We start from the raw sequence: 13,920 nt of genomic DNA, 5'->3' as shown, positions 1-13,920 counted from the left end.
CCAGTGACGCCGTGTCATGCGTTGGCGGTGCGAACCTCACGGAAAAGCCGTGACAGGCACACATCGTTCGCGGGTGGTGTCGGTGTGCGACGGGGCCGGGGCGCCGCGCGGCGGCGCGCAGCGGGGGGTGCACCCCCGGCGTCCCGGGCACCGCGCGGGGCGTCCGGGGCCAGCACGAGCGGTCGGCCCCGTGCGGAGGAGTCGATCCGCCAGCCGGTCGGGCGCACGTCCGCGCCGACCGGCAGCGCGGCCCGGTACAGGCGGTTGCGGAAGGAGGTGGAGAAACCGCCGACGAACGTGCACCAGCGGTCGCCGAAGCGGTGCACGTTCGGCTCGCTCAGTCCGAGGAGGCCGTGCGGGACGGTGGCCTCCGGCACGTCCCACTGGACGGCGGGGCCGGTGACGGCGGGGGAGTGGTGCACGGACCCGCCTTCCGCGCTCAGGGCGCGCGAACGCGGACTCCCCTGCGGATCAGGTAGTTCGTTGCGGGAAACGTACCACCGCTCCCGCAGACGCAGGACCGGCCACGGGCGGTGACCGGGACGCGGAGCCCGCTGACCGGGTTCCGCGTGCGCGGTGGATCAACGCGCGGCGGGAGGCCGTGCCCGGTGGGAGCCCGCGTCCGCCGGGATCAGCCGGTGACGTGCCGGTCGAGCCAGTCCATGAGGGGGCCGGTGGCCCGCCAGTCCGCGCGCACGGTGTCCAGGAGCTTCGCGGATAGCGGCACGTCCGACCGCTGCACGTTGTGCTCGGCCCCCAGGGAGCGGTGGCGCAGCAGGTGCACGCGCGGGTGGTCGCCGCTGTACCCGCGTGGGTGGGTCTTGAGGGTGTCGCCGACGATGTCGAAGCCCCGGGCCGTCAGCTCGTCGACGATCCGCGCCAGTCGCGGGCCCTGGCGCTCGTCGTCCACGCCGTCGCGGTAGCGCTCCACCTGCGCGCCCGACATCGCGTGGTAGCCCGCGCCCGCCGAGAGCCCCTCCAGGCCGATCTGGAGGTAGTAGCCGACCGGTCCCCGGGACTGGCTGACCAGGCCCACGTGGGTCTTGTACGGGCTCTTGTCGTGGGAGAAGCGCACGTCGCGGTTGGGGCGGCCCACCTTCACCGGGCCGAAGTCCTCCTCCAGCGCCTCGGCCAGGGCGCGCGCGGGCTCGCGCACCGCGCGCACGTACACCTCGTGGTGGCCGTGGAAGTAGTCCTTGGAGTTGTCCCGGGCCAAGCCGTCGAAGAACGCGAAGGTCTCCTCGGTGAAGCCGGTGAAGTCCATCCCTCTCCCCGTGCTGTGGCGGACGCGCGCCCGCCGTCCTACCCCGGGCGGCACCTCCCCGAACCCGTCCGCAGCCCGCAGGACCCGCCGGGAGAAGGCGTGCTTGGAGTCAGAGGACTATGTCGGCCAGGCGGGCGACCTCGTCGAGGTCGTCGGTTCCGGGGCCCAGGATCAGTTCGTCGGCACCCAGGGCCTCGAACCGCTTGACGGCGTCGCGCAGTGATTCCGCGTCGGTGTGCACGTTGTCGACGACTATGTCCCTGTATTCGCCGGTGGCGGCGTAGTAATCGGCGATGTTGGCCCGACCGCGGTCGGGATCGCCCAGCGAGAAGTAGTTGAGGGCGACCAGCCGGGGCTGTCCCGGCCGCCCGGCCGCCCGCCACGCGGCACGGGCGGCGTCGAAAGCGCTGGACGCCAGGGCCGCCGGTACTGATCCGGCTATGTAGCCGTCCGACGACTCGGCCATCCGGCGGTAGGCGGTCGGGGTATTGGCGCCGAACAGCAGCGGCACCTGCCGTCCTCCGGCCGGAACCGCCGGATTCGGGCTTCCCGAAAGGGGTTCGCCGGCCCAGACCGACCGATAGGTCGCCAGGTCGCGGTCCATCCGGGCGCCCCGGCCCCGGGGTCCGTGCCCGGGCACGACGAAGTCGTCCTCGCGGATGCCCACCCCGATGCCGAGCGTGAGCCGGCCGCCGGAGACTCCGTCGATCGACGCCGCCTCCTTGGCCAGCAGCGCGCCCGGCCAGGTGGTCGCCAGCAGTACCTGGCTCATCAGCCCGATCGTGGTGGTGGCCCCGGCGGCCGCGGCCAGGGCGACGGTGTCCATCACGCCCGGATAGGCGACTCGGCCGGTGGTGCCCAGGGTGGCGAAGCCCGCTTCCTCCGCTCGACGGGCCCAGGCGGGGATCACCGGGGCGTGGACGTCGCGGACCTGGTTGGGTAGTCCGATGCCGATGCGCATGGAGACCGTCCTTAGCTGGTACGGGTGTCGGCGTTGCACGGGCCGTGGAGCGGCCGGCTCAGTGATCCTGGCCAGACACCCATACACCCGGGTTGCAACCGTCAGACAGCGCGCACCGGGGCGTTCAGGACGGCGACGGCGTCGTCGAGCGTCGGCGGCTGTGAGGGAGGGGCGCCTTCGTACCAGCCGTGCGGTACGACCGACCGGAGGTAGGTGCCGGTCGGCCGGATGCCGCTGCGCGCTTGGTGGAAATGGACGACGTCGCGGAGCAGCGCGGCGCCGGCCGCGTCGCCGACCGCGTCCAAGGCCAGGGCCCCGTTGTGCAGCACTGCCAGCTGATTGCTCAGGTCGCCTTCGTCGAGGAAGCGCCGCAGCGAGGTCCGCAGCAGGGGCAGCGCTTCGCCGTCCCCCGCGTCGACCAGGGTCTGGGCCAGCATCAGCTCGCTGAGCGCGGCCGTCCAGACCAGCTCGGAGGCGTCGGCGAGCCGTACCGCGTCCCGCAGCCGGCGCCGGCCGTCGGCGATCCGGCCGGCCATGACGAGGGCGGCGCCCCACGCCATCGAGGTGGCCGCGATCAGCCAGGTGGTCTGCGTCTCTGTGGCGATGGCGTGCGCCTCGGCCGACGCGGCCAGCGCGATCTCCGGGTCGCCTCCCGGCAGCTGGACCAGAGCCTGGTAGTAGCGGACCTCGGCGAGCAGGCCGCGATGACCCGGTTCCGAGCCCACTGCCAGGAGCGCCTCGGACAGCATGCGCCGTGCCGTGGTGACGTCGCCGGTGAAGTAGGACAGTCCGGCCGACGAGGCCTTGGCCCGCACGAAGTCACCGAGCGGGGCGTCCGGCGCGGCGGCCATGGCCGCGGCCAGCATCCGGTTGCCCTCGTCTAGCAGGCCGCTGCGGATCCAGAACCACATGAGCCGCGCGGCCGTACGCAACGCCTCGACCGGGGCATGCGTCAGGTCGTGCGCGAGCCCTGCGCGCAGGTTCGGCAACTCCAGACGCAGCGCCGCCATCGTGCTCGCTGACCGCACGCCCTGCAGATCGCCCGCGGCCCGGGCGACCAGCCCGCGAACCCAGACCGCGTGTGCGGCCCGGGTCGCCGCCGGATCTCCGTCCACGGACCGGCAGTACGCCCGGATCGTCTCCAGCATCCGGTAGCGCGCCGTGCTGCCGCCTGTCTCGGCGGTGACCACGGACTGGTCGACCAGCGAGACGAGCGCGTCGAGCCCGGCGGCAGCGGAGGCCGCGGCCTCCACGGGAAAACCACCCTCGTAGGGCCAGAGCCGCACCGCGAGATCACGCTCGTCGTCGGAGAGGAGAGCGAAACTCCAGGCGACGGCCTCCTGCAACGTCGCGTGCGAGGTCATCGTGCCGTGCGGAATCCGGCCCAGCACGGTGAAGCGGTCGTTCAGATGCTCGATCAGCCCCCGTACGCCGAAGGTCCGCACCCGCGCCGCCCCCAGCTCCAGGGCCAGCGGCAGACGGTCCAGCGCGTCGGCGAGGCGGCGCAGGTCACGGCGGTCGGCGTCCTGCTCGACCCAGCCGGGCCGGCCCGCGCGGATGCGATCGGCCAGCAGCGCCACGGCGTCGTCCGCGGCCAGCGGCCCGAGCGGGAGACTGTGCTCGCCGTCGACGCCGAGCGGTCCGCGGCTGGTGGCCACCACCCGCAACGCGGGAATCCGGTCGAGCAGGTCGATGACGAGCCGGGCCACCTCGCCGACGAGGTGCTCGCAGTTGTCGAGCACCAGGGGTTTCCCGCGCAGACGCAGCCGCTTGACGAGTACCTCGTACGGGTCCCCGGCGAACCCGGTGACGTCGACCGCCGCGGCGACCGCCGAGACCAGGTGGGCGGGGTCGGCCACATCGGCGAGCCGGACGACGGCGTCCCGCCCCGCCCATTCCACGGCCAGGCGGGTCTTGCCCGACCCGGCGGGCCCGACGACGGTGACGAGCCGATGCATGCCGACGAGACGGTCCAGCATTGCCAGATCGGCGTCGCGGCCGATGAACGACGACAGCGGCCGATCACCGGGCGTCGCGGCCCCGGCTCCGGCTGCCGCCAGAGCCGGGTCCTGTGACAGGATGCGGTCTTCGAGCCGCCGCAACTCCGGTCCGGGGTCGACACCCAGTTCCTCGGCCAGCAGGGTCCGGACCCGGCGCACCGCGTTCAGGGCGTCGGCCTGGCGTCCCGAACGGTAGAGCGCCAGTGCCAGTAACTGCCATCGTCGTTCGCGGTACGGCTCGGCGTGCACCAGCGGCTCGAGCCTGGCCGTCGCACCGGCGTGGTCTCCGGCGGCCAGCAGCGCCGCGGCGCCCTCCTCCTGGGCGCTGTCGCGCTGTTCCACCAGGGCGGCACGGATCGCGGCCGTCGACTCGTCGTCGGCCAGATCCTCGTACGGTGTCCCGCGCCACAACCGCAGCGCCGCGTCGAAGGCCTCGTGCGCATCGGCGTGGCGGCCGCCGGCCACCAGCGCACGGGCGCGGACGAGGTGGCCGCGGAACCGTTCGACGTCGGTGTCGGCGGCAAGAAGCCGATAGCCACCGGGGGACCGCTGCAACGCCGTGCCCGGCAGCACCCGGCGCAGGCGGGAGATGTACACCTGCAGGGCGCCCGCCGGATTGCGTGGCTGGCGGTCACCCCACAGTCCTTCGGCCAGGCCGTCATCCCAGACCGGCCGCCCTTCCGCGGCGATCAGGATCGCCAGCAGCCTGCGGGGCAGCCGGCCCCCGACGTGGAGCGGCTGATCTCCCGCGCGAACCTCGAACGGACCCAGCACCGAGAATGTCAGCACCGCACTATGTAAGCCCATGCCACCGACGGCGGCAAACGGCGCGGCGGCCGCCGTATCCGTGCTGTATGCGGCTTGAAAGGCACAGCCTCGAAGCTGCTCCCATGCACAACGAGAAAATGGCCGACAGCCGCGACATGATCGGCGCGCACGACGCGATGCGGCGGCAGTTCGGCGCTCTGCCCGCGCTGGTCGCCGGTGTGTCGGCGGGTGACGCGGACGGCACCACCGTCGTCGCCCGCCACGTCCTGATGATGGTCGACTTCCTGCACGCCCACCACACCAGCGAGGACGACCACGTGTGGCCCCGGCTGCGGGAGCGCTGCCCCGCCGACGTCGAACCCCTCGTCGAGACGATGGACCGGCAGCACGCCTTCATCGACGGCGAGCTGGAGGCGCTCGCCGCGGGCAGTCGGCGTTGGCTCGCCTCCGCCGACGCCACCGACCGGGATGCCGTCGCCGCCGTCGCGGAGCGTCTGTTGCCGGCGCTGTACGAGCATCTGGCGCTGGAGGAGGAGCGGATCCTGCCGCTCATCGATCGCTACCTGACCGAACGCGAGTGGAAGGCGGCCGTCGAGGCGTCCTTCGGCAAGGTGACCTTCGTTCGACGTCTGCTGATGCTGGGCATGGCCCTGCACGGGGCGAGCGAGGAGCAGGCCCAGCTCCTGCGCGCCGCCGTCCCCGCGGTCGTCTGGCATGCCGGTCGCCCGATCGGGACCCGTCTCTATCGCACCCACCGTGAGCGGCTGGCCGCCGCGAGCCGGGGTTCGACACTCTGATCCCCGACCATTCGCCCGCGCGCGAGCCGCGGCCGTGATCACCACGTCGTCGCGGTAGTGCGCGGTCCTCTCGTCGAACCGTCCGCCGCAGGCGATCAGGACGGGCCGTGCCGCTCCACCGCGGGTGAAGGAGTCCTCCCCCCGCTCCCCGGCCCGGTGGACACCGGTGTCGACGGTACGGCGGACCGCGATGTCTCGGGCGGGGAGTGCGGTCGCGCCTTCGATCCATCCGCTGTCGTGGTGGCGGGGACGCGCGTGCAGCCGGTCGTAGGCGAACCGGCGCTGGAGTCCGGTCGGCGGGACGGGGCTCTCCGCGCCGCCCGGGGGTCAGGCGTCGGCTCTGGCGGGGGCGCGGCGGATCAGCGCGCTGAGCAGGAGACCGAACCCGGCGGCCGCAGCGGCGGCGGCCGGGACCAGGCCGGGGCCCATCGCGACCGCCGCGCCGCCGAGCACTCCGCCCAGGGCCGCCCCGGCGTACACCGAACCGCTGTGCACCGCCATGGCCTGCTGGGCGGCGCGTGTACCCGCCCGGTCGAGCATGAGCGTCTGCAGGCTCGGCGGCACCGCCCGCGCGGCGGCTGACCAGACCATGAGCGGGGCACCACCGCCCACGCGGGCACCGGGGCCGCCAGCCACAGCGGGGCCATGGCGGACATCGTCAGGCAGAAGGGCACGACGGCGCACAGGAAGGCGCGGAAGGGCTCCACCAGGCGGCCCGAAGCCTGCGTGCCGAGCAGGCCACCGACGCCGGAGCACGCCGGCAGCACCGCCAGCAGGGCGGGGGTGACGCCGGAGAGCCCGGAGAGGACGACCGCGATGTAGGTCTGGAGGGCGAGGTTTGCGGCCACGGTCCGGTTGGCCAGCGGGCGGACGAGGTCCGCCAGGGCCCGGCACTCCTGGTCGCTACCTTCCGTCCCGGCGGGCAGGGCGCGGGCGGCGAGGGCGAGGCGGGCCAGTCCCAGGAGACCGCCGAACACGAAGGTCGCCTGCCAGCCCGGCGGGGCGCCGATCCACGTCCCGAGGGGGACGCCGATCAGGATGGCGCCGGTCAGGCCCGTCATGACGGTGGCCAGGTGGCGGCCCCTGTGCTCGGGCGGGGCCTGTGTGCCCGCGATCGCCAGGGAGGCGGGCGGGACCACCGCCGCCGCCAGCGCCGCCACGACCCGCAGGGCCACGAGCGGGAGGTAGCCGTCGACGAGCGGGACGGCCACGTTGGCGGCCGTGAACACGGCCAGGGCCCAGAACAGGGCCCGTCTGCGGGAGACCCGGGCCAACAGGACCGCCCACGGGGGCGCGGTGAGCGCGTAGACGAGGGAGCAGACGGTGACGAGCTGTCCGGCCGCGGCCTCCGACACGTCCACGTCGGAGGCGATCGAGGGGAGCACGCCGATGATGACGAAGTCGTCCGTCCGGACCGCGAAGGCGGCCAGTGCCAGGGCGAGGAGCCGCGGGGGCGGCCGTAAGGCGGCCCTCGTGCGCGCCACCGCGCTCAACGCCGCCTTCGCCGGTCTGGAGGCCGACTTCCTGATGACCGGCGACCGGGAGCGGACCGAGGCCGCCCTGGAGGACCTGTGCGCCTGGACCGACTCCCGCGTGGCCGGAGCGCGACCCGGCGGGTGAGGCGCAAGGCCCGGCCCCCGGCGGATCGCCGGGTGCCCGGCCCGCGCACCCCTCCTCGCGTTCAGGGCCCCGCCAGCGCACCCGTCCGAGGGGGCGTGCGAGGGGGTCCGCCCGACTGCCCGGAGCCGCTGCGTGCGCCCGCGCCCTCCCGGGCCCCCGGAGGGCCGGTCGGTCGAAACCAGAACATACTGAGATCCTGTTCACATCCAGTGCTCGGCGTCCTCGTCTGGTCCGCGTGAAGTAGCGGCTGGTACGGTGGCAGTCGCTGTGATCGAACAAGACGTGAGGGGAGGCGCCGTGATGTACCGGACATCGGCCACGGTGCCCCCGCCGCTTCGTCACACGCCCGTCCTCCTCGAAGGCGCGCGCTTCCGCGCCCTGGAGGTCCACGCACGCGTCGGCCGTTCGCGCTTCGCCGAACGGCACAAGCTGCCCGTGCGCAACCCCCGCCCCCTGGGCACCAACGGCTACTCCACCTCGTGGGGTACCAACGCCCACGGCGAACTCAGCTCCTGCCCTCCCGGACGCAGCTGATCCTCCCGCCTCGGTCGAGGCGTCTTCTCTTCTCCGCATGACGGCCGCCCCGTGTCCGCGCGCCGTCGGCCACCGGCCCGCCCAAGGCGCCGGTGTCTGACGTCATCGCCCGCGGTCCTCTTCGGGTACCGGTCTGCCCAAGGCACCGGTATCCGACGTCAGTGCCCGCGGTCCTCTTCGGGTTCCGTCCTGCGCGAGGCACCTTTCGCGTGCCCTCTTCCACCTTCGTTCGCTGAACGCCGACCGTGCCGCGCCCCCGTGCGCCACGGCCGTCCCCGGCGTATGCCCGCATGCCCGGGGACCGGCGCGCAACCGTGAAAGGACAGCGGCGTGCTGCTGCTCCTCCTTGCCGTGCTCACCGTCACCACCCTGCTCGTTCCGCTGCTGGAACGCCCGCTGGGCCGCGCCGCGGGGTGGCCCATCGCCCTGGTACTGGCCCTGGCGGCCCTGTGGGTCGGCGCCCAGGGGCCCTCCCTGTGGAACCACGACCGGGTCCCGGAGGCGTCCCTGCCCTGGATGCCCGCGCTCGGCGTGGGGCTGCACCTGCGCATGGACGGCCTGGCCTGGCTGTTCTGCGTGCTCGTACTCGGCGTGGGCGCCCTGGTCATGGCCTACTCCACCCGCTACTTCCCGCCCGGGCGCAGGACGGGCTTCTACGTCCTGATGAGCGCCTTCGCCCTGTCGATGACGGGCCTGGTCCTCGCCGACGACGTGGTCCTGCTCTTCGTCTTCTGGGAGCTGACCACGATCTGCTCCTTCTACCTGATCGGCCTGTCCGGCCCGGACGCCTCACGGCCGGCCGTGCGCACGTTCCTGCTCACCGCCATGGGCGGACTGGCACTGCTGACCGCGGTGGTACTGCTGTGGGTGCGTACCGGCACCACCCGCCTCAGCGCGATCCTGGGCGACCTGTCCTGGACCGAGGACACCGCCTTCACCGGCACCGTGGCGGTGCTCGTCGTCGTCGCGGTGTTCACCAAGTCGGCCCAGTTCCCCTTCCACTACTGGCTGCCCGACGCCATGGCCGCGAGCACCCCGGTGAGCGCCTACCTGCACGCGGCGGCGATGGTCAAGGCGGGCGTCTACCTGGCGATGCGCTTCTCCCCGGCCTTCACCGGCACAGCGCTGTGGGGCACCACCCTGATCGTCGTCGGTCTGGCCACCGCCGTGATCGGCGCCGTGCTGGCCCTGCGACGGCACGACCTGAAGGAACTCACCGCCTACTCCACGGTCAGCCAACTCGGCTTCCTCATCGCCGTCATCGGTGTGGGGACCCCGCAGGCCCTCGTCGCCGCCGCAGTGCACACCGCCGCCCACGCCCTGTTCAAGTCGGCGCTGTTCATGTCGGTGGGCGTGATCGACCACCAGACCGGTACCCGGGACCTGCGCGAACTCGGCGGTCTGCGCCGGACGATGCCCGTCACCGCGGCGGTGAGCGCGCTCGCCGCCCTGTCCATGGCCGGGGTCCCCCCTCTCCTGGGATTCGTCAGCAAGGAGAACCTCTTCGAGGCGCTTCTACAGGCGCCCGGGCCCGCCTGGGCCGGTCCGGCCGCCGGGACCGTCGCGGTCGCCGCGGCTTCGTTGACCTTCGCCTACGCCTTCCGGTTCGTGTACCTGGCCTTCGGCGGGAGCGGCAGACGCCGTCCCGACCGGGAACCGCCCCGGGAGGCGGGCGCGCTCCTCCTGGCCGCCCCCGTGGTCACCGCGGCGGCGGGCCTGGTCCTGGGGCTGGGGGCCACGGCGCTGAACCCGGCCGTCTCCCGGGCGGCCGCCGACGCTGTCCTGGCTCCAGCGGACTCCCACCTGGCGCTGTGGCACGGACTCAACCCGGCCCTGGGGATGTCGGCCGCCGCCCTGCTCCTGGGCGCCCTCCTGACCCGGGCCTCCCGCTCCGGGGAGAAACTCGCCGGGCGCCGGTTCCTCCCCCTACGGGGCACAGGCGCCTTCGAGCGCGTGCACGCGGCGGTCATCGCCCTGGGAACGCGCGTGGGCGACCCCACCCGCACCGACGCGCCCACCCGCCACCTGGCCGTGCCGTTCGTCATGCTCATCGTGCTCGCCGCCGTGGTCTCCTCCCTCGGACTGGACTACGGGCTGCCGCCCGCTCCCACCTCACGCCCGCTGGACTGGCTCCTGGTGGCGCTGGTGGCGGTCGCGGTGCTCACCTCGGTGGTGACCCGCTCGCGGATGGCCGCCCTGGCACTGGTCGGCGTCGCCGGGTTCGCCACCGCGCTGTGGTTCGTCTTCCTGGGCGCCGTCGACGTGGCGCTGACCCAGTTGCTGGTGGAGACCCTGACGGTGGTCGTGGCGGTCCTGGTACTGCGCCGGCTTCCCCGCGAGTTCCACCGGGTCCGCCGTTCACGCACCGCCCTCACCGCGGCGATCGCCCTGGCCGCGGGAATCGCGGCGGGGCTGGGCGCCTACCTGCTCACCGGCCGCAGGGAGCTCTCCGGGGTCAGCGACTACCTGCTCTCCAACGCGCCCGAGGACACCGGCGGCACCAACGTGGTCAACACGATCCTGGTCGACTACCGGGCCCTGGACACGCTGGGCGAACTCACCGTCCTGGGCGTGGCCGGTCTGATCATCATCGCCGTCCTGCGGTCGTCCGGTCTCACCGCGAACGGCGAGGTCTCCCCCCGCGTGGCCGGGACCAACCCGGTCTGGGACGCCGACGACAACACCGTGATCATGCGCACCGTGGCGCGCTGGCTCATCCCGCTGCTGGTGCTGTGGTCGCTCTACCTCCTGCTGCGGGGCCACAACGCCCCGGGAGGCGGCTTCATCGCCGGACTGGTCGGCGGCTCGGCCTTCGCCCTGGCCTACCTGACCGCGCCCAGCGCCTCGGCGGCCCGCATCCGCCTGGCCTACCCGGCCTTCATCGCCGCGGGCGTCCTCACCGCAGCGGCCACCGGACTGCTCGGTTACGCCGACGGGTCCTTCCTGCGGCCCCTGCACGCCGAGATCCCCCTGCCCTGGGGCGGTTACTACCACTTCACCAGCGCGCTCGTCTTCGACGTGGGCGTCTACCTGGCCGTGGTCGGCGTGCTGCTGACCGCGCTCAACCAGCTGGGGCTGCCCCGGAGCGGGCGCAAGAGCCCCCCGGAGCCCGAAACGCACCGCACACACGACCCCGTCCAGCACGGTCCGGCCACCGGAGGCACCCGATGACCCTGGCCATCACGATCGGCGTCCTGACCGCCGGAGCCGTCTACCTGATCCTGCAACGCGGCATGGTCCGCGTCGTCCTGGGCTTCGTCCTGCTCAGCCACGGGGTCAACCTCCTGCTGATGTCGGCGGGCGGCGCCTTCCGCCGGGGCGAACCCCTGTTGGGGAGGGACACCGGCGCCGCCATGGCCGACCCCCTGCCCCAGGCGTTCGTGCTCACGGCGATCGTCATCGCCTTCTCCATCACCATCTACATGCTCGCCCTCGCCGCGACCGGTGAGAGCGACGACACCGAGGACGCCTCATGATCCCCGTTCTCCTGCCCGTGCTGGTCGCGGTTCCCCTCCTGACCGCCGCGCTGCTGGTGCTGCCCCTCGCACGCGGGGTGGCCCGCGCCCTGTTCCTGGGGACCAGCGCCTTCGCGCTCGCCGCCGGTGCCGTACTGGTCTGGTGCACGCGGGAGGGACAGGTACACGCCCACCAGGTGGGTCTGTGGCCCGCCGGGGTGTCCATCCCCTTCGTCGCCGACACCTTCAGCGCGCTGATGGTGACCACCACCGCCCTGTTGGTGCTGGTGTGCTCGGCCTTCGCCGTGGCCACCGGCGAGGCCGGTCGGCGCTTCTTCCCGTCCCTGGTGCTGGTGCTGTCCGCCGGGGTGTACGGGGCGCTGCTCACGGGCGACCTGTTCAACCTCTTCGTGTTCGTCGAGGTGATGCTGCTGCCCTCCTACGGGCTGATGGCCATCGCCGGGACCCTGCGCGGCCTGCGGGGCGGACGGACCTACGTCGCGGTCAACCTGCTCACCTCGACCGTGTTCCTGGCCGGTGTCGCCCTGGTCTACGGCACCGCCGGAACCGTGCAGCTCGGCGAACTCGCGGGCGCCGCCCAGGAGTCGCCCGTGGTCGCGGCCGCCATGGGCGTGGTGCTGCTGGCGATGTCGGTCAAGGCCGCCGTCGTGCCGGTGCACGGCTGGCTGGCGCGCACCTACACCGCGCCCTCCCCGGCGGTGACCGCCCTGTTCTCCGGTCTGCACACCAAGGTCGCCGTCTACGCGATCTACCGCCTCTACGCGGTGGTCTTCGGCGGCGAGTCCTCGCTGCTGTGGGTGGGCCTGGTGCTGTTCGGCGCGACCATGCTGGTCGGGGTCCTGGGCGCGGTGGGGGAGGGCACCACACGCTCGATCCTGGTCTTCCACATGGTCAGCCAGATCGGCTACATCCTCCTCGGCGTCGCCCTGTTCACCGAACTGGGACTGATGGCGGGCATCTTCTACCTCGTCCACCACATGGTGGTGAAGGCGTCCCTGTTCCTGTCCACCGGCGCGATCGAGCACGTCCACGGCACCGGCGTACTCGACCGGCTGGGAGGCGTGGCCCGCCGGGAACCGCTACTGGCCCTGGCCTTCCTGGGCGCGGCCCTGTCCCTGGCCGGACTGCCCCCCTTCTCCGGGTTCGTCGCCAAGCTCACCCTGGTCGCCGCCGCCTTCGCCGACGGCCGGTGGGTGGTCGCCGCCCTCGCCGTCGCCGTCAGCCTCATCACCCTGATGTCGATGCTCAAGATCTGGGGCTCGGTGTTCTGGGGCCCCGACCCGGACTCCGGCCCCGAGCCCGGGGGCGGAGGGTCCGCCGACAGGGGCCCGACGGCCACCGCGGCCCCGGCCGCCACGAGGATGCGCGCCGGCCTGGTGCTGCCCGCGGTGGCGCTGACCGGCGTCACCCTGTGCGTCGGCCTGGGCGCCCAGGTCCTGCTCGACCTGAGCGCCCAGGCCGCGGCCCACCTGCTGGACACCTCCACCTACGTCGAGGCGGTGACGAACCGATGACCCCTCTCCTGCGCCGGGCACTGCGGATCGCGTGGTTCCCGTTCTTCTACGGCTCCCGGGTGGTGACCTCCACGCTCCGGGTCGCCTGGGACATCGTCACCCCCGGCAGCGCGTCCGTGCCCGCCCTGATCGAGGTCCCGTTGCGCTGCCGTACCGACCTGGAGATCACGGCCGTCGCCAACATGGTCTCCCTGACCCCCGGAACGGTGACCGTGGCCACCCGCACCGACCCGCCCACCCTGTGGGTGCACGGCATGTACACCGCTGACGAGTCGGCCTTCCTCGACGACATCCACCAGATGGAGGACTACCTGTTGGGCCTGACACGCGCCGGACGGACGAAGACCGCGCACCGGGGGGAGGAGACCCGATGAACCCCGTCGACGTCGCGCTGCTGCTGCTCGGCGCGTCCATGGCGGTCGCCGCCTACCGGATCCTCAAGGGCCCCGACACGGGGGACAGGGCGGCCGGGGCCGACGTGGTCCTCTTCGGTTTCGTGGGCCTCGTGGTCGTCCTCGGCCTTCGCGTCGGCTCCGACCTGGTGGTCGACATCGTGCTCGTGTGCGCCCTCGTGGGGTTCCTCTCCGCCCTGTCCCTGGCCCGACTGATCTCCGGAGGCAAACGATGACCCCGTTCGAGACGCTCGCCGCGGCCTGCGTGATCGCGGGCGCGTCCGTCTTCGCGGTGGGAGCCCTCGGCCTCGTGCGCCTGCGCGACTTCTACGCCCGCCTGCACGGTGTGTCGGTCTCGGCCGGTCTGGGGACGGCCCTGCTCCTGCTCGGCCTGCTGCTGTGGTTCCCCTCGGTGGAGAACGCGCTCAAGATCGGCCTGGCGCTGCTCGTGCAGCTGGCCACCGCCGCGGTGGGCGGCAACGCCCTGGCCCGGGCGGGATACCTGGCGGGAACACCCCTCTCCGCCGCCACCCGGCACGACGCACTCGCCGACGCGGACCCTGACCGTTCGGAGGAGGGCTGAGCCCGCGTCGT

General features: G+C 73.2%; 14 protein-coding genes. 9 read left to right on the top strand and 5 right to left on the bottom strand.

Going from position 1 to position 13,920, the window contains the following annotated elements; all coding sequences use genetic code 11:
- Positions 1 to 14 precede the first annotated feature (14 nt).
- From KGD83_RS17275 to KGD83_RS17260, 4 genes are all read right to left on the bottom strand, one after another.
- Positions 15 to 422 (bottom strand): hypothetical protein, encoded by a 408-nt coding sequence (locus tag KGD83_RS17275; RefSeq protein WP_212640177.1) that lies wholly within the window; start codon positions 420 to 422, stop codon positions 15 to 17.
- Positions 423 to 631: 209 nt separating this feature from the next.
- Positions 632 to 1,264 carry a DUF2461 domain-containing protein gene (locus KGD83_RS17270; RefSeq protein WP_212640176.1) on the bottom strand — a complete coding sequence of 211 codons (633 nt, stop codon included), beginning with the start codon at positions 1,262 to 1,264 and terminating at the stop codon, positions 632 to 634.
- Between the two features lie 109 nt (positions 1,265 to 1,373).
- A complete protein-coding gene (locus KGD83_RS17265) occupies positions 1,374 to 2,225 on the bottom strand; it encodes an LLM class flavin-dependent oxidoreductase (RefSeq protein WP_212640175.1) in 852 nt (283 codons plus the stop codon).
- Positions 2,226 to 2,326: 101 nt separating this feature from the next.
- Positions 2,327 to 4,822 carry an ATP-binding protein gene (locus tag KGD83_RS17260; RefSeq protein ID WP_249351915.1) on the bottom strand — a complete coding sequence of 832 codons (2,496 nt, stop codon included), beginning with the start codon at positions 4,820 to 4,822 and terminating at the stop codon, positions 2,327 to 2,329.
- Between the two features lie 293 nt (positions 4,823 to 5,115).
- Here KGD83_RS17260 and KGD83_RS17255 point away from each other — a divergent pair, with 293 nt between their 5' ends.
- Complete coding sequence (locus KGD83_RS17255) at positions 5,116 to 5,790, top strand: hemerythrin domain-containing protein (RefSeq protein WP_212640173.1); 675 nt, start codon at positions 5,116 to 5,118, stop codon at positions 5,788 to 5,790.
- A gap of 359 nt (positions 5,791 to 6,149) precedes the next feature.
- On the opposite strand, the gene KGD83_RS17250 is transcribed toward KGD83_RS17255, so the two are convergent.
- Positions 6,150 to 7,274 (bottom strand): MFS transporter, encoded by a 1,125-nt coding sequence (locus KGD83_RS17250; protein ID WP_338036915.1) that lies wholly within the window; start codon positions 7,272 to 7,274, stop codon positions 6,150 to 6,152.
- Between KGD83_RS17250 and KGD83_RS17245 the strand changes: the two genes are divergently transcribed.
- The 8 genes from KGD83_RS17245 (at position 7,264) to mnhG (ending at position 13,909) form a co-directional block, all read left to right on the top strand.
- Positions 7,264 to 7,410: a hypothetical protein gene (locus KGD83_RS17245; RefSeq protein WP_212640172.1), complete on the top strand. Its 147-nt coding sequence runs from the start codon at positions 7,264 to 7,266 to the stop codon at positions 7,408 to 7,410. The two genes, KGD83_RS17250 and KGD83_RS17245, sit on opposite strands and share 11 nt — an antisense overlap.
- A gap of 300 nt (positions 7,411 to 7,710) precedes the next feature.
- A complete protein-coding gene (locus tag KGD83_RS17240) occupies positions 7,711 to 7,944 on the top strand; it encodes a hypothetical protein (RefSeq protein ID WP_212644645.1) in 234 nt (77 codons plus the stop codon).
- Between the two features lie 330 nt (positions 7,945 to 8,274).
- The gene (locus tag KGD83_RS17235) at positions 8,275 to 11,115 is read left to right on the top strand and encodes a DUF4040 family protein (RefSeq protein WP_212640171.1); all 2,841 of its coding nucleotides are present in this window, start codon (positions 8,275 to 8,277) and stop codon (positions 11,113 to 11,115) included.
- Positions 11,112 to 11,420 carry a sodium:proton antiporter gene (locus tag KGD83_RS17230; RefSeq protein ID WP_013152765.1) on the top strand — a complete coding sequence of 103 codons (309 nt, stop codon included), beginning with the start codon at positions 11,112 to 11,114 and terminating at the stop codon, positions 11,418 to 11,420. Before KGD83_RS17235 ends, KGD83_RS17230 begins: the two co-directional genes overlap by 4 nt.
- A complete protein-coding gene (locus KGD83_RS17225) occupies positions 11,417 to 12,934 on the top strand; it encodes a monovalent cation/H+ antiporter subunit D family protein (protein WP_212640170.1) in 1,518 nt (505 codons plus the stop codon). Before KGD83_RS17230 ends, KGD83_RS17225 begins: the two co-directional genes overlap by 4 nt.
- Positions 12,931 to 13,308: a Na+/H+ antiporter subunit E gene (locus KGD83_RS17220; protein ID WP_212640169.1), complete on the top strand. Its 378-nt coding sequence runs from the start codon at positions 12,931 to 12,933 to the stop codon at positions 13,306 to 13,308. Before KGD83_RS17225 ends, KGD83_RS17220 begins: the two co-directional genes overlap by 4 nt.
- Positions 13,305 to 13,562, top strand: a complete 258-nt coding sequence (locus KGD83_RS17215; RefSeq protein ID WP_212640168.1) for a monovalent cation/H+ antiporter complex subunit F — start codon at positions 13,305 to 13,307, stop codon at positions 13,560 to 13,562. Before KGD83_RS17220 ends, KGD83_RS17215 begins: the two co-directional genes overlap by 4 nt.
- Positions 13,559 to 13,909 carry a monovalent cation/H(+) antiporter subunit G gene (gene mnhG / locus KGD83_RS17210; protein WP_212640167.1) on the top strand — a complete coding sequence of 117 codons (351 nt, stop codon included), beginning with the start codon at positions 13,559 to 13,561 and terminating at the stop codon, positions 13,907 to 13,909. The genes KGD83_RS17215 and mnhG overlap by 4 nt, the downstream gene beginning before the upstream one ends.
- Positions 13,910 to 13,920 lie beyond the last annotated feature (11 nt).

Origin of the sequence: Nocardiopsis akebiae (genome assembly GCF_018316795.1) — a bacterium.
GTDB classification, from domain to species: Bacteria; Actinomycetota; Actinomycetes; order Streptosporangiales; family Streptosporangiaceae; genus Nocardiopsis; species Nocardiopsis dassonvillei.
The sequence above is the reverse complement of the archived record's forward strand: the minus strand, read 5'-3'. Positions and strand labels throughout refer to the sequence as shown.

Excerpts from the sequence above, each read along its gene's own strand:
- KGD83_RS17270 (WP_212640176.1), bottom strand. The coding sequence starts at position 1,264 with ATGGACTTCACCGGCTTCACCGAGGAGACCTTCGCGTTCTTCGACGGC.
- KGD83_RS17265 (WP_212640175.1), bottom strand. The coding sequence starts at position 2,225 with ATGCGCATCGGCATCGGACTACCCAACCAGGTCCGCGACGTCCACGCC.
- KGD83_RS17255 (WP_212640173.1), top strand. The coding sequence starts at position 5,116 with ATGCACAACGAGAAAATGGCCGACAGCCGCGACATGATCGGCGCGCAC.
- KGD83_RS17240 (WP_212644645.1), top strand. The coding sequence starts at position 7,711 with ATGTACCGGACATCGGCCACGGTGCCCCCGCCGCTTCGTCACACGCCC.
- KGD83_RS17230 (WP_013152765.1), top strand. The coding sequence starts at position 11,112 with ATGACCCTGGCCATCACGATCGGCGTCCTGACCGCCGGAGCCGTCTAC.
- KGD83_RS17225 (WP_212640170.1), top strand. The coding sequence starts at position 11,417 with ATGATCCCCGTTCTCCTGCCCGTGCTGGTCGCGGTTCCCCTCCTGACC.
- KGD83_RS17220 (WP_212640169.1), top strand. The coding sequence starts at position 12,931 with ATGACCCCTCTCCTGCGCCGGGCACTGCGGATCGCGTGGTTCCCGTTC.
- KGD83_RS17215 (WP_212640168.1), top strand. The coding sequence starts at position 13,305 with ATGAACCCCGTCGACGTCGCGCTGCTGCTGCTCGGCGCGTCCATGGCG.
- mnhG (WP_212640167.1), top strand. The coding sequence starts at position 13,559 with ATGACCCCGTTCGAGACGCTCGCCGCGGCCTGCGTGATCGCGGGCGCG.